17 protein-coding genes and 1 tRNA gene are annotated in these 20,698 nt (G+C 42.0%); 13 read left to right on the top strand and 5 right to left on the bottom strand.

Translation table 11 applies throughout. From position 1 onward, the window contains the following. Positions 1-24: 24 nt before the first annotated feature. Positions 25-891 (bottom strand): GYF domain-containing protein, encoded by an 867-nt coding sequence (locus EL210_RS07130; RefSeq protein ID WP_018920139.1) that lies wholly within the window; start codon positions 889-891, stop codon positions 25-27. Between the two features lie 107 nt (positions 892-998). Here EL210_RS07130 and EL210_RS07125 point away from each other — a divergent pair. Beyond that, positions 999-1,076: transfer RNA gene (locus EL210_RS07125), tRNA-Arg, on the top strand. A 424-nt stretch (positions 1,077-1,500) separates the two neighbouring features. Here EL210_RS07125 and uvrA read toward each other — a convergent pair. Then, entirely contained in the window at positions 1,501-4,332 is a 2,832-nt protein-coding gene (gene uvrA / locus EL210_RS07120) for an excinuclease ABC subunit UvrA (RefSeq protein WP_018920138.1), read from the bottom strand. Positions 4,333-4,394: 62 nt separating this feature from the next. Further along, complete coding sequence (locus tag EL210_RS07115) at positions 4,395-5,081, bottom strand: T9SS C-terminal target domain-containing protein (protein ID WP_018920137.1); 687 nt, start codon at positions 5,079-5,081, stop codon at positions 4,395-4,397. A 107-nt stretch (positions 5,082-5,188) separates the two neighbouring features. Between EL210_RS07115 and EL210_RS07110 the strand changes: the two genes are divergently transcribed. The 10 genes from EL210_RS07110 (at position 5,189) to EL210_RS07065 (ending at position 15,732) form a co-directional block, all read left to right on the top strand. Continuing rightward, positions 5,189-6,319 (top strand): ABC transporter substrate-binding protein, encoded by a 1,131-nt coding sequence (locus EL210_RS07110; protein WP_025879518.1) that lies wholly within the window; start codon positions 5,189-5,191, stop codon positions 6,317-6,319. Positions 6,320-6,346: 27 nt separating this feature from the next. Then, a complete protein-coding gene (locus EL210_RS07105) occupies positions 6,347-7,105 on the top strand; it encodes a porin family protein (RefSeq protein ID WP_018920135.1) in 759 nt (252 codons plus the stop codon). A 20-nt stretch (positions 7,106-7,125) separates the two neighbouring features. Further along, positions 7,126-8,676: a peptide MFS transporter gene (locus EL210_RS07100; protein WP_018920134.1), complete on the top strand. Its 1,551-nt coding sequence runs from the start codon at positions 7,126-7,128 to the stop codon at positions 8,674-8,676. Between the two features lie 327 nt (positions 8,677-9,003). Continuing rightward, positions 9,004-9,711, top strand: a complete 708-nt coding sequence (locus tag EL210_RS07095) for a DUF6630 family protein (protein ID WP_018920133.1) — start codon at positions 9,004-9,006, stop codon at positions 9,709-9,711. Between the two features lie 112 nt (positions 9,712-9,823). Then, positions 9,824-10,246: a PaaI family thioesterase gene (locus EL210_RS07090; RefSeq protein ID WP_018920132.1), complete on the top strand. Its 423-nt coding sequence runs from the start codon at positions 9,824-9,826 to the stop codon at positions 10,244-10,246. Beyond that, positions 10,243-11,247, top strand: a complete 1,005-nt coding sequence (locus EL210_RS07085) for a chorismate-binding protein (RefSeq protein WP_018920131.1) — start codon at positions 10,243-10,245, stop codon at positions 11,245-11,247. Before EL210_RS07090 ends, EL210_RS07085 begins: the two co-directional genes overlap by 4 nt. After that, a complete protein-coding gene (menD, locus tag EL210_RS07080; protein WP_018920130.1) occupies positions 11,234-12,886 on the top strand; it encodes a 2-succinyl-5-enolpyruvyl-6-hydroxy-3-cyclohexene-1-carboxylic-acid synthase in 1,653 nt (550 codons plus the stop codon). The genes EL210_RS07085 and menD overlap by 14 nt, the downstream gene beginning before the upstream one ends. A 2-nt stretch (positions 12,887-12,888) precedes the next feature. Further along, complete coding sequence (gene menB, locus EL210_RS07075; protein ID WP_018920129.1) at positions 12,889-13,716, top strand: 1,4-dihydroxy-2-naphthoyl-CoA synthase; 828 nt, start codon at positions 12,889-12,891, stop codon at positions 13,714-13,716. Then, the gene (locus tag EL210_RS07070) at positions 13,716-14,747 is read left to right on the top strand and encodes an o-succinylbenzoate synthase (protein WP_018920128.1); all 1,032 of its coding nucleotides are present in this window, start codon (positions 13,716-13,718) and stop codon (positions 14,745-14,747) included. Before menB ends, EL210_RS07070 begins: the two co-directional genes overlap by 1 nt. Before the next feature lie 7 nt (positions 14,748-14,754). Further along, positions 14,755-15,732, top strand: coding sequence for an AMP-binding protein (locus tag EL210_RS07065; RefSeq protein WP_018920127.1), 978 nt, complete (start codon positions 14,755-14,757; stop codon positions 15,730-15,732). Here EL210_RS07065 and aroB read toward each other — a convergent pair. Then, complete coding sequence (aroB, locus tag EL210_RS07060) at positions 15,709-16,758, bottom strand: 3-dehydroquinate synthase (RefSeq protein WP_018920126.1); 1,050 nt, start codon at positions 16,756-16,758, stop codon at positions 15,709-15,711. The genes EL210_RS07065 and aroB overlap by 24 nt on opposite strands. A 399-nt stretch (positions 16,759-17,157) precedes the next feature. On the opposite strand from aroB, the gene rlmD reads away from it, so the two are divergent. Both rlmD and EL210_RS07050 read left to right on the top strand, forming a co-directional pair. Continuing rightward, on the top strand, positions 17,158-18,597 hold the full coding sequence (gene rlmD, locus EL210_RS07055) for a 23S rRNA (uracil(1939)-C(5))-methyltransferase RlmD (RefSeq protein WP_018920125.1): 1,440 nt from the start codon (positions 17,158-17,160) through the stop codon (positions 18,595-18,597). A 30-nt stretch (positions 18,598-18,627) separates the two neighbouring features. After that, the gene (locus EL210_RS07050; RefSeq protein ID WP_018920124.1) at positions 18,628-19,758 is read left to right on the top strand and encodes a porin; all 1,131 of its coding nucleotides are present in this window, start codon (positions 18,628-18,630) and stop codon (positions 19,756-19,758) included. Between the two features lie 114 nt (positions 19,759-19,872). On the opposite strand, the gene pyrF is transcribed toward EL210_RS07050, so the two are convergent. Beyond that, positions 19,873-20,697 carry an orotidine-5'-phosphate decarboxylase gene (gene pyrF / locus EL210_RS07045; protein WP_018920123.1) on the bottom strand — a complete coding sequence of 275 codons (825 nt, stop codon included), beginning with the start codon at positions 20,695-20,697 and terminating at the stop codon, positions 19,873-19,875. Between the last annotated feature and the right edge of the window lies 1 nt (position 20,698).

The raw sequence follows: 20,698 nt of genomic DNA, 5'->3' as shown, positions 1-20,698 counted from the left end.
TTTATTCTTGAAATAGAGAGGAAATTAAAGTCCTAATGCCTTTATAATTTTATCAATAACGTTTTCTGTACTGTCAGAAACTTCATCAAGTTTCTTATTCAGTTCTTCGTTTATCTTATCCTCGACTTTCTTACTGACTTTATCAACTAATTTATCAGCATCTTTACTGATGGTTTTGTCTATACTATTTTCAACATCTTCGCTGTCGTTTACCGACTTTTGGTCTGTATTGTCCACAGACGAATTCTTCTGACCATTCTGATTAACTGCCTCATAACTCCTTACCACATCATCGGCATTTAAAGTGAATACATGTCCAAGAATACCGTATGAGACTTTATGTTGTTCGCCATCAAAGGTAACATCTGTAGAAGAATAAATCAGATAGTTGTGGTAATTGAGAATTTGATCTAAGGTGACATCAACCGTACTGCTGGCAAAGAGATTAGTCAACATCTTGAGTCCCATAGAAAAAATATCGTTATCTTGATTGTTTCTGTCAGCCAATTTAGTAATAGCTGTTGTCACTTCTGTTTTGATAGCTTCCTTATGATCTTGCTTGTTAGGATTGCTTACCATGAGAACGAGTAGGCAAACAAGGACAATTGCCAAAATAGAGTACCAGAAGGTCTTGTGGCTCTTCTTAGGCATTTGCTCTTTATTCTGCGCAGAAGCAACCTGCATAGTTGGCGGAACGGGTGGAGGAGTCTGCTGAGAATTGGTACGAGTCTCCATGGCCAATCTGATTTCCTCTATCTGCCACGCTGGTGTCCAGTCTTTCAAACCATCTGTCCAAACTAAGGTTTCAGCAGTGATAAGCTTTGTATTAACAAGTTCTTTGGGTGTGAATGGACCTGCTTGGGCACCATTCTCAATAATGAAGTATTGCATTTTGTTATCTCCTTATTAAAATATGGCTGCAAAGTTAGAAAAACTTTTGAGAATATTTGCATATCTCATGGGAAAAGATTACTTTTGCATTCGTTTTTATACTATGGGGTTCCGTAGCTCAGTTGGATTAGAGCAACAGCCTTCTAAGCTGTGGGTCTTGGGTTCGAATCCCAACGGAATCACCAGTAACAAGAAAGAGGAGTTTTATTTTCAAAACTCCTCTTTCACTTTTACATACAACTATTTATTAAATCAACTTGCAGATTCTATACTTCAGTTCGAGGTAAGATAAAAATAAGCTGTCATTACATGACGTTATAATTTGTATTGAATCACGCACTAATTTGAGTCATTTCACTATGTAACTTGAGTCAAAATGCAGTGTAATCTATGTCAAGTTGCCATGCAAACTGACATGAATTACATTCTCAGGAGATTAATCTTAGCTTGTAATAGTTTCAATTACTTATCCCGAACTTGGCATATTCATGAGCCAATCTCCCGAAGTATCTGTCATGAAAAAACATGTTTTTTAAGGTAAATGAAGTCTCCTGCAGTCTATATTAATTATCTCTGCAAGTTGAACTTTCCCTTATAAACCAATTTTCCTCATGCTTTTTTTAATGCAGAAGCTAAGAATTTCGGTGTATATCCCAACTTACTCTTGGCTATTTCTTCAGGTGTTCCTGTGGTAAGAATTGTTCCACCACCTCGTCCTCCCTCAGGACCAACATCAATGATATAGTCAGCTAACTTGATAACATCCAAGTTGTGTTCAATGATAATTACAGTGTTGCCACGGTCAGTGAGTTTTTGAAGCACATCCATCAGAATACGGATATCCTCAAAGTGAAGTCCTGTTGTCGGCTCATCAAGGATATAAAGCGTCTTGCCTGTATCACGCTTAGCCAGTTCTGTAGCTAACTTTACGCGCTGACTCTCACCACCTGAGAGTGTCGTTGAACTCTGTCCAAGCTTGATATACCCCAGACCTACATCCTGCAATGTCTTGATTTTCGGCAGAATACTTGGCACATTCTCAAAGAATTCCACGGCCTGATTAATCGTCATATCGAGCACATCAGCAATGGATTTACCCTTATATCTCACTTCAAGTGTTTCTCGATTGTAACGTTTGCCGTGGCAGACCTCACATGGTACCATTACATCGGGCAGGAAATTCATCTCAATTGTCTTGTAGCCATTACCGCTACAAGCCTCACAACGACCACCTTTCACGTTGAAGGAAAAGCGCCCTGGCTTATAACCTCGTATCTTTGCTTCAGGTAAGTTGACGAAAAGATTTCGAATATCACTGAATACCCCCGTGTAGGTTGCAGGGTTACTGCGTGGTGTTCTTCCAATAGGACTCTGGTCAACATTGACCACTTTATCCACATTGTCAATCCCCTCCACCTTGTCATATGGCATAGGCTTTTTCAACGAACGATAGAAATGGTGAGAGAGAATGGGCTGGAGTGTTTCATTGATAAGCGTAGATTTCCCAGAGCCTGATACTCCGGTGACAACAATCAACTTGCCTAATGGAAAATCAATATCCACATTTTTGAGATTATTTCCTTTTGCACCGAAAATCTTTATATGTTTCCCATTACCCTTGCGACGTTCGGATGGTATTTCTATCTTACGTTCACCATTCAGATATTCAGCTGTGATGGTATGCTGTTTAAGCATTTCTTCAGGCGTCCCTTGAAATACAACTTCACCACCTTTTCGCCCTGCCTTTGGTCCAATGTCTATGATCCAGTCAGCGGCCCTCATCATATCTTCATCGTGTTCAACAACAATTACAGTGTTACCAAGGTCGCGCAGTTCCTTGAGTGAGCGGATGAGACGGTCATTGTCACGTTGATGCAGACCTATACTCGGTTCATCAAGGATATAAAGTACATTGACCAATTGACTTCCTATCTGTGTAGCTAAGCGAATACGTTGGCTTTCTCCGCCCGAAAGGGTAGCACTTTGCCGATTGAGTGAGAGATAGTCGAGCCCTACTTCCAACAGAAAGTTCACACGCGTTCGGATTTCTTTAAGTATCTCGGTAGCTATTTTTTTTTGCTGAACTTCCATGTGTTCTTCCACATGTTCAAGCCATTCCTTGAGGTCATTGATATCAAGACAGGCTACCTCTGTAATGTTCTTATCCCAAATGCGATAGGAGAGCGCCTCACGGTTAAGGCGTTGTCCCTTGCATTCTGGGCACTCTGTCGTAGCCATGAACTGATCGGCCCACTTCTTTCCTGCAGCCGATTCGTCGGTTTCCATAACGGTCTGCAGGTATTTAATAATACCATCAAAGGCCACAAAATAGTCTGAAGAAGTATGAACAAGCCCCTTGTCAATCTTCAAGTTCTCCAGACTGCCATATAAAATCTCATTAATAGCATCCTGTGGAATATCTACAAAGGGAGTCTTGAGATTGCAGTCATACTTCTGAAGAATAGCATCTATCTGCCAGAATATCATCTGATTCTTATATTTCCCCAATGGGGCAATAGCCCCTTCGCGTATACTCATCTTGTCATTGGGGATTACTTTCTTAAGATCTATCTCGTTGACATAGCCTAATCCTTTGCAATGTGGACATGCCCCCTCTGGTGAATTAAACGAGAATATATTTGGTGCGGGGTCTTTATAGGAAATTCCAGAAGTCGGGCACATAAGGCGTTTAGAGAAGAACTTGGCATCACCGCTATCTTTATCCAATACCATAATAAGGCCATCGCCCTGCTTCATGGCATTTTGTATACTTTTGGCGAGGCGCTCATGAGAGACATCTTCCACGAGCATCTTATCGACTACTACCTCTATATTATGGTTTTTGTAGCGGTCGGTCTTCATACCACGCGTGATTTCCTTTATCTCTCCGTCTACTCGGATATAGATATATCCCTTGCGCCTCATGCTTTCAAAGAGTTCACGATAATGCCCTTTGCGGTTTCTAATCAATGGAGCAAGGAGGTAAATACGCTTATCTACATAATCATGAGTAATCATTTCAATGACTTTCTCCTCTGTATATTTTACCATTTTCTCGCCAGTAGCATAACTATATGCCGTTCCTGCACGTGCATAAAGCAAGCGTAGATAATCGTAAATCTCTGTAGTCGTACCGACAGTTGACCGAGGATTCTTGTTCGTAGTCTTTTGTTCAATGCTGATAACAGGGCTTAAACCTGTTATTTTGTCAACATCCGATCGTTCCATGTTACCCAGGAAATTACGTGCATAAGCTGAAAACGTTTCTATATATCTACGTTGTCCTTCGGCAAAAATAGTGTCAAAAGCTAATGATGACTTGCCAGAACCCGACAAACCAGTGATGACTGTCAGTGAATTGCGAGGGATTTGCACGTCGATATTCTTTAGATTATGCACACGTGCTCCCCAGACATTAATGTTTTTATCTTCTCTTTCCATAAGGAAATCATTCTATTTTGTGTTTCTTGAATACTTCTTCTTGATAGTTTTTTCTGCCCACCTCATTGCCCTGTTGAGTCGATGTAACCCCTTAGAAGATTTACATCACGCTTGATAGAATAGCGTTTGCCATCGGCGCCACGTGCATTTACCACAACAAAATATACTCCTTGGCTGACATCTTTACCGTGAAACTTTCCATCCCAACCGCCGGTTATATCATTCCATTCATAGAGTTTCTGGCCCCAGCGATTGTAAATGATAGCATGAAACTCTATAATGCTCTGGTAGGTTGACTTAGCTTGATAAATATCATTAATGCCGTCACCATTTGGAGAAAAGGCATTTGGCATTTCAAGTTTGCTCTCTGACAGCGTAATGCTTATCGGATCGCACTCTTGTTCTATAATGTCATTGCCATTGGTGAACTTTGCATAGAGCACAACCGAATGATGTCCCGACCTACTGAATGTATAGGATGTATTCTCTTCATACCTGATAAGATAGGGCTTATTCTCTCTTTCATAACTGAAACGCCATTCGTAATAAGCCGTCCAACCAGTTACAGACTGCGGGTTTGCCTTAAAAGTTGCCTCAACAGGTGCTGGTCCATTATAATCTCCTTGGCTTTCATTTCCAGAAGCATCCTTGATAATTACAGTTGGCACGACAGTAGGATTATCATCAGCCCAAACACAGACATAGCCTATCAACTGTAAAAAGAGCAGAACTAATATCTTTATTTTCATTTCTTTATAGCTATATTTTTGCAAAGTTACTAAAAAGAAAACACAAGATATGGTGTAATGACATATTTTTTGTATTTTTGCAGTTGGAAGTTTAATATTTTTCTAAGATGAAGTTTATTTGTAGATACATATTGCTTTGTTTGCTTGTCGTTATGGGCGTTGTCACAGGCAAAGCTGGTAGTAATAACACGATTTCTGTGGGTGTAATGCTTCCATTGCATCAAGTAGATGGTGATGGAAAGCGCATGATAGAATATTATCGTGGTATGCTGACAGCTTTTGAGCAGCTGAAAAAAGAGGGCTATCATATCAATATTCATGCCTGGAATGTTAATATTGACACAGATATCAAAACTACATTGCTCGATCCAAATGCAACCAAGTGTGATTTAATATTCGGCCCTTTGTATAGCAAACAAGTGAAACCTCTTGGTGATTTCTGTAAAACTAAAGGCATTCGATTGGTGATACCATTCTCTATTTCAGGAAATGATGTGGCATATAACAGCAATATCTTCCAGGTATATCAGGATGAAACACGGTTGATAAACGCCACAGTAAATGCTTTTATTGAACGTTTCAGTAAATGTCATCCTGTATTTGTCGATTGTGGAGATGCTACAAGCAAGAAAGGTGCTTTCACTGCAGCATTGCGCAAGCAGCTTGAAACCAAGGGAATACGCTATAATCTCACAAGTCTCAAGTCAGATGATATTGCATTTTCCAAGGCTTTTGTCAATGGTCAGACAAATGTTATCGTGCTCAATACAGCGCGTTCTCCCGAACTGAATGCCGCTTTTGTCAAGCTTGAGCGTTTCGATCAGTTGCATCCTGGCACACTCATCAGCATGTTTGGATATACAGAATGGTTGATGTATGCACCTTATGACTTTGCCCATTTCTGCAAATATGACACTTATATCCCCACAACCTTTTATTATAATGCCTCTTCTTCGGGCACGAAGGCTTTGGAAAACAGCTATCGTTATTGGTTTCATGAGCCTATGCAGCAGGCCTTGCCACGCTTTGCCATCATGGGCTACGACCATGCACAATTCTTTGTTCGAGGCATGGCGCAGTATGGCAAGAGGTTTCTGGGCAGCAAATGGCAACAGCCTTACAAGGCATTGCAATCACCATTGAAGTTCGAACCCGTTGACAATGGTGGGCGTATTAATGCAAGTTTTCAGTTAATTCATTACCTCTACAATGGCAATGTAGAGAGTATTGCCTATTGATTTCGTCTATTTCTCTTGGTTTTTAGTATGAGATTGCAAAACAAAATAATGGGAGTCTTGCTGTTTGTCTGCTGTTATGGTCAGCCTCTTTTGGCGCAGATAGGCGAGCATCGCGATGACTTCTCTGTAGGTTTCAATGGAGGTTACGTATTGAGCAATGTTGGATTTGTGCCCAAAGTCAATCAGAAACAACACGGAGGTATCACCGGTGGTCTTGCATTGCGCTATAAAAGTGAGAAATATTTTTCTACATTTTGTTCTATCATGGCAGAAATAAACTATGCTCAATTGGGTTGGAAAGAGGACATTCTTGATGCTAAAGACCAACCTGTCATCAATGCAACGACAGGAGTTGCAGAAGAATATAAACGCACAATCAACTATATTCAAGCACCTATCTTTGCCCACCTTGCATGGGGGAAAGAAGACAAGGGGACCAATTTCTTTCTCAATTTGGGACCACAGTTTGGCTATATGCTCAGTGAAAGTACCGACATGAATTTCAACTTTGACCAGCGTAACACAAAAGACCGCGTCAACCCAGTGGTTGCACAAGATACGATGAGTGTAGAGAAGAAATTTGATTATGGCATCATCGTAGGTCTTGGCGGAGAATACAGCCACCCAAAAGTGGGGCATTTCCTGCTTGAAGCACGCTATTATTACGGACTTGGCAATATCTATGGCTCTACTAAACGCGACTTCTTCTCAAAGTCAAACTTTGGCAATATTGTTATCAAAGCAACCTATCTCTTTGATATCAAACGGACGAAAAAAACGAAATAATTACAATTAAAAATAGGAATATGTTTGAAAATCAACCGAAAGGTCTGTACGCCTTAGCCCTTGCCAACACGGGTGAGCGCTTTGGTTACTACACAATGTTAGCCATCTTTGCATTGTTTATGCAGGCTAAGTTTGGCTGGACAGAGTCTCAAGCAGGACAAGTCTATGCTATTTTTCTTGCCGTTGTTTACTTTGCCCCGCTTTTAGGTGGCATGTTAGCCGACAAAATCGGTTATGGGAAGTGTGTCACGATAGGCTTTGCAACCATGTTCTTTGGATATCTTGGATTAGCTATTCCGACAGGAGCTAACGACATCGGTAAGGCTGCCATGTTTGCCGGTTTAGCTTGCGTATCTCTGGGAACCGGGCTTTTCAAAGGCAATCTTCAAGTGCTTGTGGGCAACCTTTATGATAATCCTAAATATTCAAGCAGTCGTGATTCTGCTTTCAGTCTTTTCTATATGGCCATTAATATAGGTGCTATGTTCGCTCCTTCAATGGCAAAATGGATTACGAACATCTATCTTCGTCAATATGGATTTGTGTATGACGCCGGCAATTTCGACCCTGCATATTTGCATACCCTTTATGGTGCGTATGGTCTTTGCTTTGGTGTTGCCTGCATATCACTGATACTTTCGGCTATAATCTATTTTGTCTGTCGCAGTTGGTTTAAGCATGCAGACGTCACAGCCAATCAAGCAAAAGCTGCCAATCAAGCTGTTGAAGAACTCACACCGAAGCAGACGAAAGATCGTATTGTTGCCTTATTATTGGTCTTCGCTGTTGTGATATTCTTCTGGATGGCTTTCCATCAGAACGGTTCTGCGCTGACTTTCTTCGCAAAGAAATATACAGACCTGACTGTTACCGGCTCAATGCGCATTTGGTTCAACATCTTCAGTCTTGCTTTAATAGCACTTTCAGTCTACACCGGCTTCTCCGTTTTCCAGGCAAAAACCACGAAGAACAAGGTCATCTGCAGCGTTGTTACATTGCTTGCATGGGGAGGTGCACTATATCTCTTTAAGCAAATGGATAATCCAACTATGGCTCAACCCTCCGACTTCCAGCAATTCAATCCTTTCTTTGTCGTCTCACTCACACCTTTCAGTATGCTTTTCTTCGGTTTATTAGCCAATAAAGGCCATGAAGTAAGTGCGCCGGCCCGAATTGCCTGGGGTATGTTAGTGGCTGCATTGGGATTTGGGGTCATCACATTGGCCTCAACCAGTCTGATTTCTCCTATGGACTTAGGGGATAAAACCCAAAGCATTCTTTCTCCAAGTTGGTTGATTTCCACCTATTTCACCTTGACCTTAGCCGAGCTTCTGCTCTCACCAATGGGCATTTCCTTTGTCAGCAAGGTAGCACCTCCAAAGTATAAAGGCCTCATGATGGGTGGATGGTTCGTTGCAACTGCCATCGGTAACTACCTCAGTTCTATCCCTTCAATGCTATGGAACCGTATTCCGCTGATGTATAACTGGGGCATTCTGATTGCACTTTGCCTTATCAGTGCGGTTGTAATGTTTGCACTGTTGAAGAAACTCAATAAGATGACAGCTTGATGAACACTGTATAAAATGATAGTAAAAGAGGCATTGTCGTGACTTAACGGTATAGTCTCTTTTCATTTTGAGTTTAATCACGTCGTGTTTTGCGTCACTTTACCGTTTAACTTGACTCAAATCACAATGTAACTTGACTCAAATCACGATGTATTTTGACGCAAGTTACAAGCTGTTTTGATGCAGATTACATCGTGATTTGACACAGATTTCAAGCTGCCCGACAGCACATTATGGAAATATCCAGCTTCTCTTGCAAATTAAAATGGGAATATCCGTTGTGGATGATGAATTATCTGTTTATTGAAGATACCTAAACCTAAATGTATGAAAGATTTCTTTGCCAACGCCATTACATGGCTTGTTCTTCTCATTTTCACTATAGGAGCAGCATGGGCTGCAATCACTAAATTCCAGACAGGTCACTACATTATGGGCCTTCTGTGTGCGTTTGGAGCATTACTTTTCGGTCTTCCTCTTATATCTTATTTCCTGCCGAAGGGTAAGAAGAAGGAAAAAGAAGATACAGTACAAGTAACCATTATTCCTCTCCCCACGGATAAAGATAAATTAGAAGCACTTGCAATTCAATTGATAGATGATGATAAGCCACTTATGGATACCATTCTGGAGAGTTTAGCGCATCCCCAAGCATTTTATGAACATAAGGCCAAGACCGTAGGTGAAGATGAGATTGACTATGAGGCATTTTGGATAGACGCGAAAAACGACATAGATACACTTTCAAGTGTTGGCATGCTGTATCTTCTCTCCGATGCAAATGTCGTGCGAAGTGTCGATCCTAAGGAAGGACTTGACAATTTCTTGTGGAATATTGAATGTCTGAAGCGTGTTCAACTGCATCATCTGACCATAGAAAAAGCCTTGTTGAATAACACATTAGATATTCTCCATTGTTGTGATATCATCAATAAGCAATGGGAACCGACAGGATTTCAACTCGCACTTATTGATGATGACAGCAGCGACAGCACGATAACGGTTGTGCCAATAGGGTGGAAAGGAATTTCATAATCCAAGTGGAAAATATTCAAAAGCATTGTCCACACCATTTTTTTTCATACGAACCAAGCCTCTTTTGAATTATTTTATGTATATTTGCATAGACTGACAAAATCAACAGACTATGGACGTAGAAAAGATAAAAGAGATGCTCCGCCGACATGACGGACTGTCGAATACGCTTGGAATGGAGTTTATTTCAACTCCCGAACCTGATACCTGCAAGGCTACTATGAAAGTAGATGAGCGTAATAAGCAGGCTTTCGGTTTCCTGTCGGGTGGGGCCTCATTAGCTTTAGCCGAGAATTTGGCAGGCGTAGGAAGCATTGCATTGTGCCCGCGTAAAATCTGTGTAGGTATCAATGTCAGTGGAAATCATGTAAAAGCTGTGCTTGAAGGCGATACGGTAACAGCTTTCGGGCGACTTCTTTCAAAAGGAAGCACGTTGCATGTGTGGCAGATTGACATTAAAAACTCGGCCGGGGACTTGATTTCAACGGTTCATGTCACCAACTATATCATGAATTCTACTACTCGGAAAGCATGACGGCAACTGTTGTCTATCGACTGCCAGATACAGATCATTACGTGCGTATTCGGTCACGACATGAACCGCTTCGCCTTTCTTCTTGTGAAGAACTGAATGGTCAGCAAGGTTTTGTCTTTTCGCCCTTTGCTGTTTCAGAGGATACTCCTTTGATGCTGATAAGGCCTGACGAGGTTGAAGTGCTGCCTTTTAAACCATCTGGTAATGACACCGTTAGTGTGGAGAAAGTCCTTTTTGACAGGGAAGAATATCACAAAGACTTTCAATGTTTTCACACAGAATTACTCAATCGACATTTTCAAAAGATTGTGTTGTCACGTCATGTTGATGTAAAGTGTTGTAAAAGGCCGAGTCCGATGCGTTTGTTTGTAAAAGCATGTACACTGTATCCTCACCAGTTCATCTGTCTGATATCAATGCAGCAGAGCGGTACTTGGCTGATGGCTACCCCTGAAGTGTTGATAGAAAAGCAGGCAGGAAGTCCTGCATGGCATACCATGGCCTTAGCAGGAACAATGCGTGAAGAAGGGCCTTGGAGCGAAAAAGATTGTCGGGAACAACAGTATGTGGCCGATTATATTGCGCAGCATTTGGCTAATCACGCTATAGAAGTAAGAAGAAGTCAACCTTATACGCGTATGGCAGCCCATCTTTATCACCGTTGTACGGATTTCCATTTTATCTTAAAAGATGATAGGTATATAGGGAATGTCATCTCATCCTTGCATCCTACGCCTGCTGTCTGTGGCATTCCCAAACGCGAAACACAGGATTTTATCTTGCAACATGAGTCTCACGATCGAAAATATTACAGTGGTTTTTGTGGACCATTGCAGATGGATGACGCTACTCATCTTTATGTTTCATTGCGCTGTATGCTGCTGATGGAACAAAATTGTAGGCTTTATGCAGGTGGAGGATTACTTGATAATTCTGATGAAACACGAGAATGGAGGGAAACAGAATATAAGTTAAACACAATGTTGGATGTTCTCAGATAAAGAAAATGTAAATATATTAACGAGTCTTCTCATTGCTCATAGTGTGCGTCATGCCGTGGTCTGTCCAGGCAGTAGGAATGCTCCTATTGTCCATAATCTTGATGCTTGTGGTAGCATTCATTGCTATCCTGTGACCGATGAGCGCAGTGCGGGGTTTTATGCCTTGGGCTTATGTCAGGCGGTCAATGCTCCGGTGGTTGTCTGTGTGACGAGTGGAACAGCATTACTCAACCTTTGTCCGTCAGTGGCAGAAGCCTTTTATCAGCATTTGCCTTTAGTAGTGATTTCGGCAGATAGGCCTGCACAGTGGATAGACCAGCTTGACGGACAGACGCTTCTGCAAGTAGGTGCTTTGGAACGCTTTGTGAGCAAGACTGTCAACCTGCCTGAACCGCATGATAAAGAAAGTCGTTGGTATTGCAACCGGCTGATCAATGAAGCCATGATTGCATGTGTAAAAGGTATCTGTGGCCCTGTACATATCAATGTTCCCATTACTGAGCCACTTTATCAGTTCAATACAAATACACTACCTATAGAGCGCAAAATCACTTTTCTTTCAGGCCTGTCAGATTTCAATGCAGCTTCTGTTCAGTGCTTTCAACCTATAGTCAAAGCGTTGAAACATGCGCAGAAACCATTGATTATCATTGGACAAATGAAACCTTCTGTGGTGATTTCCACGCATGTTGAACGTTTGATTTCACAGCAACACGTTGTTCTATATGAGCCATTGGGCGTTGATAAAGGGGATAACTGCTTAGAGGAAACGATGTGCCTGATTGGTGATAAAAAGGAGTTCTTACCTGATTTTATTCTCTATTTTGGCGATACATTTGTGAGCAAACGACTCAAAGAATTTCTGCGGAAAGCCAAGAAAGCTGAATGTTGGATAGTTAATCCAGAGGGCGTTTTATATGATACTTTCATGAATTTAACCGGTATCGTACAGGCTGAACCCAAGGATATCATGCAGGCTATCGACTTCCAAGGGAATACCGAATGGTTCAACCTATGGGAGAATATGAAGCAACATGTACGTAAACATTGCATGGTTTTTGAACCGCACTATTCAAATATGTTGGCAGTGAAGCAGGTGGAAGCCCTCCTCTCAAACAATCCATCGAAAGCTATTGTGCATTATGCCAACAGTACATCTATTAGATTAGGTTGTATTTATGCACGTCATCATATCTTCTGTAACCGTGGTGTAAACGGTATAGAAGGGTCACTTTCTACAGCTGCCGGCTATTCCTTGGTAACAAAAGAACAGGTGTTTTGCATCATTGGTGACTTGAGTTTCTTCTATGATCAGAATGCCTTGTGGAACCAAAACTTAGGTGGAAATCTAAGAATACTGCTTTTGAACAATCATGGAGGAGAGATTTTCGCGAAGTTTGAAGGCCTGAAACAGAGTCCGGTACGTAACAGGATAGTAATAGCAGAGCATGCAACAACGGCAGAAGGGATATGCCGTGACAATCGAATTAAATATTATGCGGCAAACGACATACAGACTCTTGAGAAGCTTCTATATGTGCTGGTAAAGGAGAAATCAGAGCGTCCAATGCTCTTGGAAGTGTTTACCGATGCCGAAACCGATCTACAGATATACCAGGAATATCTTAATACTTTATAATTATGGAACAAAGAAAATGGGAGAAAATCAAAGGATTTGACTTCAAGGAAATCCTCTTTGAAAGCTACAATCATATTGCAAAGATAACCATTAATCGTGAACGTTATCGCAATGCTTTTACGCCATTGACCACTTGGGAGATGAGCCAAGCATTCTCTTATTGCAGAGAATGCCAGGACATTCGTGTGGTTATATTGACCGGTTCGGGAGATAAAGCTTTCTGTGCAGGTGGAGATATGCACGTGAAAGGACGTGGAGGATATGTGGGAAGTGACGGTGTCCCGCGCCTGAATGTACTTGATGTGCAGATGCAGATACGTCGTTTGCCCAAGCCTGTTATTGCAATGGTGAATGGCTATGCTATCGGTGGAGGACATGTCTTGCATGTGATGTGCGATCTTACGATTGCGAGTGAAAATGCAATCTTCGGTCAGACTGGCCCAAAAGTTGGGTCATTTGATGCTGGTTTTGGAGCCAGTTATCTTGCTCGAATGGTGGGCCAGAAGAAGGCACGTGAAATATGGTTCCTCTGCAAACAATATAGTGCAAAGGAGGCCGAAGCTATGGGAATGGTCAATAAGGTGGTGCCTTTCAACCAATTAGAAGACACTTGTGTAGAGTGGGCTGAAATCATGATGGAACGCAGTCCGCTAGCACTTCGTATGATAAAAGCCGGTCTGAATGCAGAGCTTGACGGTCAGGCGGGCATTCAGGAACTTGCAGGTGACGCAACCATGCTTTATTACACGATGGACGAAGCACAGGAGGGAGGCAAGGCTTTCCTTGAAAAACGCAAGCCCGACTTTGACAAATATCCACAATTCCCCTAATGATACATATTGAAATCAGTGAGCGGACATTTCACTTCAAGCAACCGGCCGGCACCTCTCGAGGTGTTTATACAAGGCGTCACAGTTATTTTCTAACGGTGACAGATGATGCACGCCCTGGGATAAAAGGATTTGGAGAGTGTGCTACTTTGCCAGATCTTTCATGTGATGCCATACCTGAATATGAAACGATCTTGCGCCAACTTTGTAAGACAGTTGAGACTTTAGGCAAGATTCCCTATGACATATTGCGATCTTATCCGAGCATTCTTTTTGGCTTGGAAACTGCTTTTGCACAATTGGAAGCTCATGGAAGTACAATGCTTTTTGACACTCCTTTCGGTCGAGGTGAAGTGGGCATACGCATCAATGGGCTTGTATGGATGGGGAGTTTCGATGAAATGTATCAGCGGATAGAGGCTAAACTTCAGCAGGGATTTCATTGTGTGAAGCTGAAAATCGGTGCTATTGACTTCGACAAAGAACTTGAACTCATTCGACACATCCGTGAGTCTTTCAGCAAAAGACAAATTGAACTGCGTGTAGATGCCAATGGAGCTTTTACACCAAACAATGCACTGCAGCGCCTCGAAGCATTGGCGAAATATGACATTCATTCGATAGAACAGCCTATCAAACAACATCAATGGAAAGCCATGGCAAGGCTTTGTGCTGTCTCACCGCTACCTATAGCCTTGGATGAAGAACTCATTGGAGTAAATGTAAAAAGTATGAAAGCTGATTTACTTGACACCATTCAGCCCCAATATATTATTCTCAAACCAAGTCTTCATGGCGGAATGTATGGCACAGAAGAATGGATACAACTGGCTGAAGAACGTGGGATTGGAAGCTGGATAACCAGTGCTTTAGAAAGCAATGTGGGATTGAATGCCATTGCACACTTCTGTGCAAAGGTCTACGGTTCACACATTACGCCCCCCCAAGGCTTGGGAACAGGTCAGCTTTTTACGGATAATATCACTATGCCTTTAGAGATAAAGAGAGATGAATTATGGGCTATAAAATAATATTGCAATGACTTTAGAGGCCTTTTTAGAAGCATGGAACAATCCTTCAGATAGGATATTGGTGCACACCAGCGGTAGCACGGGAATGCCAAAGTCAATGTTTGTCGAGAAGAAGCGAATGCTCAATTCAGCCCGCATCACTTGTGATTTCCTTGGTTTACAGGCTGGTGACATGGCTTTTCTTTGTATGCCATTAGACTATATCGCGGGGAAAATGATGGTGGTACGCAGCATTGAACGCCATTTGGAACTGAAAACCGTTGAACCATCAGGCCACCCATTGCATGGTTTTAAGGTTGACAGAAACAGGCATTCTCTTGCTGCAATGGTTCCCCTGCAGGTTTATAACAGTCTTCAAGTGGTCGAAGAGACCGAGGAATTGAAACATTTTACACATCTTATCATTGGTGGTGGTGCTATCGATAATCAGCTGGCTGAAGCCTTGAGAGACTTTCCAAATAATGTGTGGAGCACGTATGGCATGACAGAAACACTTTCGCATATTGCACTTCGACGCTTGAATGGGCCGGAAACAAGCGATTGGTATAAGCCTTTTGAAGGAGTAACGGTATCTTCTAATGCCGAAGGATGCTTGGTGATTGATGCACCGTTAGTGCACGACGGACTCCTTGTGACGAATGATATCGTAACAATTAATGCCGAAGGTTGCTTCAAAATCCGGGGCAGGAAGGATAATGTCGTCTGCACAGGAGGCATTAAAGTACAGATGGAAGAGATTGAGACCCTATTGAAACCATGGCTTGAAAAGCCTTTCATGATTACCAAACGACCTGACAAAAAATTTGGAGAAACTATTGTTCTACTGACAGAAGAAGAGGAAATCTCAAAGATAAAGCATATCTGCAAGGCATGTCTTCCAAAATATTGGCAACCACATGATTATCTTTATATAGATCACATACCACTCACCGAGACTGGAAAACCTGCACGTGCAGCAGCCTTATCCCTCGCGAAAGAAATCTAATGCCTCTTTAATCTCCTCATCAGTAGCCGTCTGATTGATACGGATATCACCGATATTTCCCAACAACGTAAAGTTGATGATGCCGTTTGTATTCTTCTTATCATGGGTCATCAGCGCAATGAGTTCATCATAGTCATTGCATGTAACAGGAAGATATCCATAGTTTTCACGAATGAAACTGACAGTCTGTCTCATTCTTTCTGTCGGAAAACCAACCTTGAAACAACTGAGATAAAGCTCGCAAATAAGTCCGAAAGCAACGGCATAACCATGCAGGATAGGGCTTCTCTTGAGAGCCCAACTCTCGAAAGCATGGCCGAAAGTATGCCCCAGATTTAATGCCTTTCGTATGCCTTGTTCATGTGGATCCTGCTCAACGATACGCTCTTTCACCTTGACAGACTCGGCAACCATACATTGAAGTTTCTTCAAATCTGGCTGCATTAGCGGAAATGTAATGAGTTCATTCCATGTCTTTTCATCAGAAATGAGTCCGTGCTTCAGCATTTCTGCATATCCCGAACAGATATTTTTTGCATCGAGTGTCTGCAGGAATTGCGTGTCAATGAGAACGAAACGACTCTCATTGAACACGCCGATTTCATTCTTCAGTCCGTTGAAATTAATCCCCGTCTTTCCACCCACAGATGCATCAACCATAGCTAAAAGCGTTGTTGGAATATTGATGAAGTTGATGCCCCGCTTGAAAGTTGAAGCTGCAAAGCCCCCTAAATCTGTCACCATTCCACCACCAAGGTTCACAAGACAAGAATGTCTCGTGGCACCTCCATTGCTTAATTCCTGCCATACTTGCATGAGTGAAGTGACATCTTTGTGGGTGTCTGAGGCCGGAATGGTTATGACTTTCGCCTCTTGTGCATGCAACAACTCGTCCAGAACAGGCCAACAGAGTCTGTGCGTAGTCTCATCTGTAAGTATGAAAAGACGGTCGTGCCGGCACGAAGCAATGGCATCGGTGAGCTCTTTTGCTATATTTTGGGATATGATAATCCTGCTTTTCATCATAAACTTAACATTCAGATTGTTTTTACAAAAGTATAGTTTTTCTGGTTTCTCACAAAATTTTCACTGATGTTTTAGGGAGTATGCCTCGTAACTTGATGCATATTGCGCTGTGATTTGACGCAAATGAGCGCGCAATATGACGCAAGTTACAGCGTCATTTGCATCATTTTGTTCTGTCATTCCTGTTTTATGGAATAACTGTCTGGCAATCAACAAAATATCAAATATAGATAATCACCATTAAAATAAGATGAGAAGAACTGCTCTTTGAATGTTGATGTATACATTAAATAGGGGAGGGTTGAATATAAACTTGCTGTATCATGGAAAATTAAATATACCTTTATTATAGGATTTTGAGATTAATTTATTAATTTTGCACATAAGCAAACAAGAATAATGACAAGGAAACATAAGCCATACCCAATTTTAGAAAACGTTACTATAGAGGCTGTTGCAGCTGAAGGGAAAAGTCTTTTTCATCACGAGGACAAAGTAGTCTTTGTTCCGTTCTGTGTTCCTGGTGACATCGTTGATGTGCAGATTACCAGAAAGAAACACAGTTTTATGGAAGGAAAAGTCGTAAAAGTGATTGAATACAGTAAGGTACGCGAGACTCCGATGTGTGCACATTTCGGTATATGTGGTGGCTGTAAGTGGCAGAATCTGCCCTATGAGGAGCAGTTGAAAGCCAAGCAACAGCAAGTCTACGACCAACTGACGCGCATTGGCAAGATAGCACTTCCAGAGTTTAATCCCATTATGGGAAGCGTAAAAACAAAGGAATATCGTAACAAATTAGAGTTTGGCTGTGCAAATAAACGTTGGTATACCAAGGACGAAATTGCTGCTATGCCACCTCGTGAGGAGGGAACAGAGGGAAATTTGAACGAGAGTGCCATTGGTTTCCATATCACGGGAGCATTTGATAAGATATATCCTATTGAGAAATGCTGGTTGATGGACGATCTCCATAACCAGATTAGAAATGAGATAAATCGTTATGCCAAGGAACAAGACCTTGCATTTTATGATATCAGAGCACAACATGGATTGCTGCGCGACTTAATGATGCGCAATTCAAACACAGGGGAATTCATGCTGTTGGTGCAGTTCCACTATGATGAAGAGGGCGACGAAGAGAAAGCAATGGCACTGCTTCAGCACATTGCAGATGTTTTCCCGCAAATTACCAGCCTGATTTATGTGGACAATCAAAAGGGGAATGACACTTTCGGTGACTTGGAACTGACGACTTTCAAGGGTACAGATTTCATCTATGAGACTATGGAAGACCTGAAATTCAAGGTTGGGCCGAAGAGCTTCTATCAGACAAATACCGAACAAGCTTATCATCTTTACAGTGTAGCCCGGGCCTTTGCTGCACTCACAGGAAAGGAATTAGTCTATGATTTATATACTGGAACGGGAACAATTGCTAACTTTGTGGCTCATCAGGCCAAGCAAGTAATAGGTATAGAATATGTGCCGGAGGCTATCGAAGATGCTAAGGAAAACAGCAAGGTCAATGGCATAGACAACACTTTGTTTTATGCCGGCGACATGAAAAACATCCTTACAGACGACTTTATCCATGAACATGGGCGTCCGGATGTCATCATTACCGATCCTCCACGTGCAGGGATGCACCCTGATGTCGTTCAGGTTATTCTGAATGCTGCACCAAAGCGTGTCGTCTATGTAAGCTGTAACCCTGCGACTCAGGCGCGAGACCTGCAATTGATGGATGCAGATTACAAGGTGACAGCTGTGCAACCGGTTGATATGTTCCCACATACACCACATGTTGAAAATGTGGTTCTGCTGGAAAGAAGATAACAAAAATATTAATTTTCTAATTCATGAATTATGGTGAGAAAAGGCTTATGCGTTGCATTGCTCGTGCTTGTCACACTGTCAGGTAGTGCACAGAAGAAGGAATGGTTCAGCAACATTAAACTCTCTGGCTATGGAATGACCCAGTATCAATATACTGATCAAGAAGGAAGCAAAGGCAATTCATTTAATCTGCGATTGTTCCGTTTGTCTTTAGACGGACGTATCTTAAATGATTTTTATTGGAAGGCACAGGCTCAATTCAATGGAAACACATCGACATTGGGAAGCAGTCCACGTCTTGTAGACCTATTTGTAGAGTGGCAGAAATATGATTATTTCAAGGTGAAGTTAGGCCAGTTTAAGCGACCATTTACGTTTGAAAATCCCATTCATCCCATTGACCAGGGATTTATGTGCGTGGGACAGATCACTTCGAAACTGGCCGGCTTCAGTGACAGAAGTGGTGAACAGCCCAGCAACGGCCGCGATATAGGTCTTCAAATTCAAGGTGATTTCCTCAAGAATGCAGCGGGGCGCAACCTTTTACACTACCAAATAGGGGTGTTTAACGGCCAAGGTATCAATACAAAAGATGTTGACCAGCGCAAAGATATCATTGGTGGTATTTGGGTAATACCCGTAGATGGTCTGCGATTAGGTGTCTTTGGCTGGGAAGGTTCAGTGGCCCGTAAGGGGAATTGGACAGATGATGCAGGTGTAACACACACGGGAAAGGTTCGTTCTTTGCCTAAACATCGCTATGCTGTCAGTGGCGAATACAAATTTAATGACTGGACTTTGCGCTCTGAATATGTTCATTCAACGGGATATGCATTTGCTAAATCCATCACTAATACGACCGCACAGGATCCTAATTTCACGAATTGCGATGTGAATACAACCTTGGGAAATAAGGCAGATGGCTTCTATGGATTAGTTATAGCACCTGTCATTCAGAAGAAATTACATGTGAAAGCACGCTACGACTTGTACCGTCCAAGTGCAGAGTGGGATAGGGCACGTACCCAGTATGAGGTTGGAGCAGATTATCTTTTCCACAAGAACTTTCAAATTAATGTGGAGTATGCCCGCATCAACGACCGTGCGTTGTCAAAGCATAACTATAACATGATTGATGTTGAAGTCGACTTCAGATTTTAAAATCAGTGCGAGCCGATAAATTGAATATCGTAAAAAAGAGCGCAGAGTTGTTCGGGAAAGAGGCTGAAACAATATATAAACACTTGCCGGCAACTCTGCAATTATATTATATAACTACTGCAAGCGCGAGAGTTCAATAGCCATTTGCTGTTGCAATTCTTTAGCACTGTTTGCGGCTTTCTCTGCGAAATCTTCATGTTGGCCGGCATAGATAATGCCACGAGAAGAATTAACTAACAGGCCACAATCTGCCGTCATTCCATACTTGCAGACTTCCTGAAGACTACCACCTTGTGCTCCAACACCAGGAACTAAAAGGAAGTGATCAGGCGCTATCTTTCGAATATCCTGGAACATTGCACCTTGTGTAGCACCAACAACATACATCAAGTTATCCATGTTGCCCCATTCCTGACTCTTTGATAGCACCTTTTCAAACAGGCGCTGACCATTATCGGAAGTGAAAAGCTGGAAATCATGGCTGCCTTTATTACTGGTCAAAGCCAATAAAATGACCCACTTTCCTTCATATTCAAGGAAAGGTTTTACACTGTCTTCACCCATGTAAGGTGCAACAGTCAGTGCATCGAGATCATATTCTTCAAAGAAAGTCTTGGCATACATGCGGCTTGTATTGCCAATATCACCACGTTTGGCATCTGCAATTATGAAATGATGAGGATAGTGTTCTTTCAAGTAATTGATTGTTTTTTCGAAAGCTATCATTCCTTTTATGCCATAGCACTCATAGAATGCAAGATTAGGTTTGTAGGAAACACAGTATGGGGCGGTCGCATCAATAATAGCTTTATTGAAAACGAAAATAGGATCATCTTCATCCAACAGATGTTTCGGTATTTTATTTAGGTCGATATCTAAACCTACGCACAGGAAAGACTTCTTGTCGAAAATCTCTTTTATAAGTTGTTCTCTGTTCATG

The sequence above is a fragment of the Segatella oris genome (assembly GCF_900637655.1).
Classification (GTDB): Bacteria; Bacteroidota; Bacteroidia; order Bacteroidales; family Bacteroidaceae; genus Prevotella; species Prevotella oris.
The sequence above is the reverse complement of the archived record's forward strand: the minus strand, read 5'-3'. Positions and strand labels throughout refer to the sequence as shown.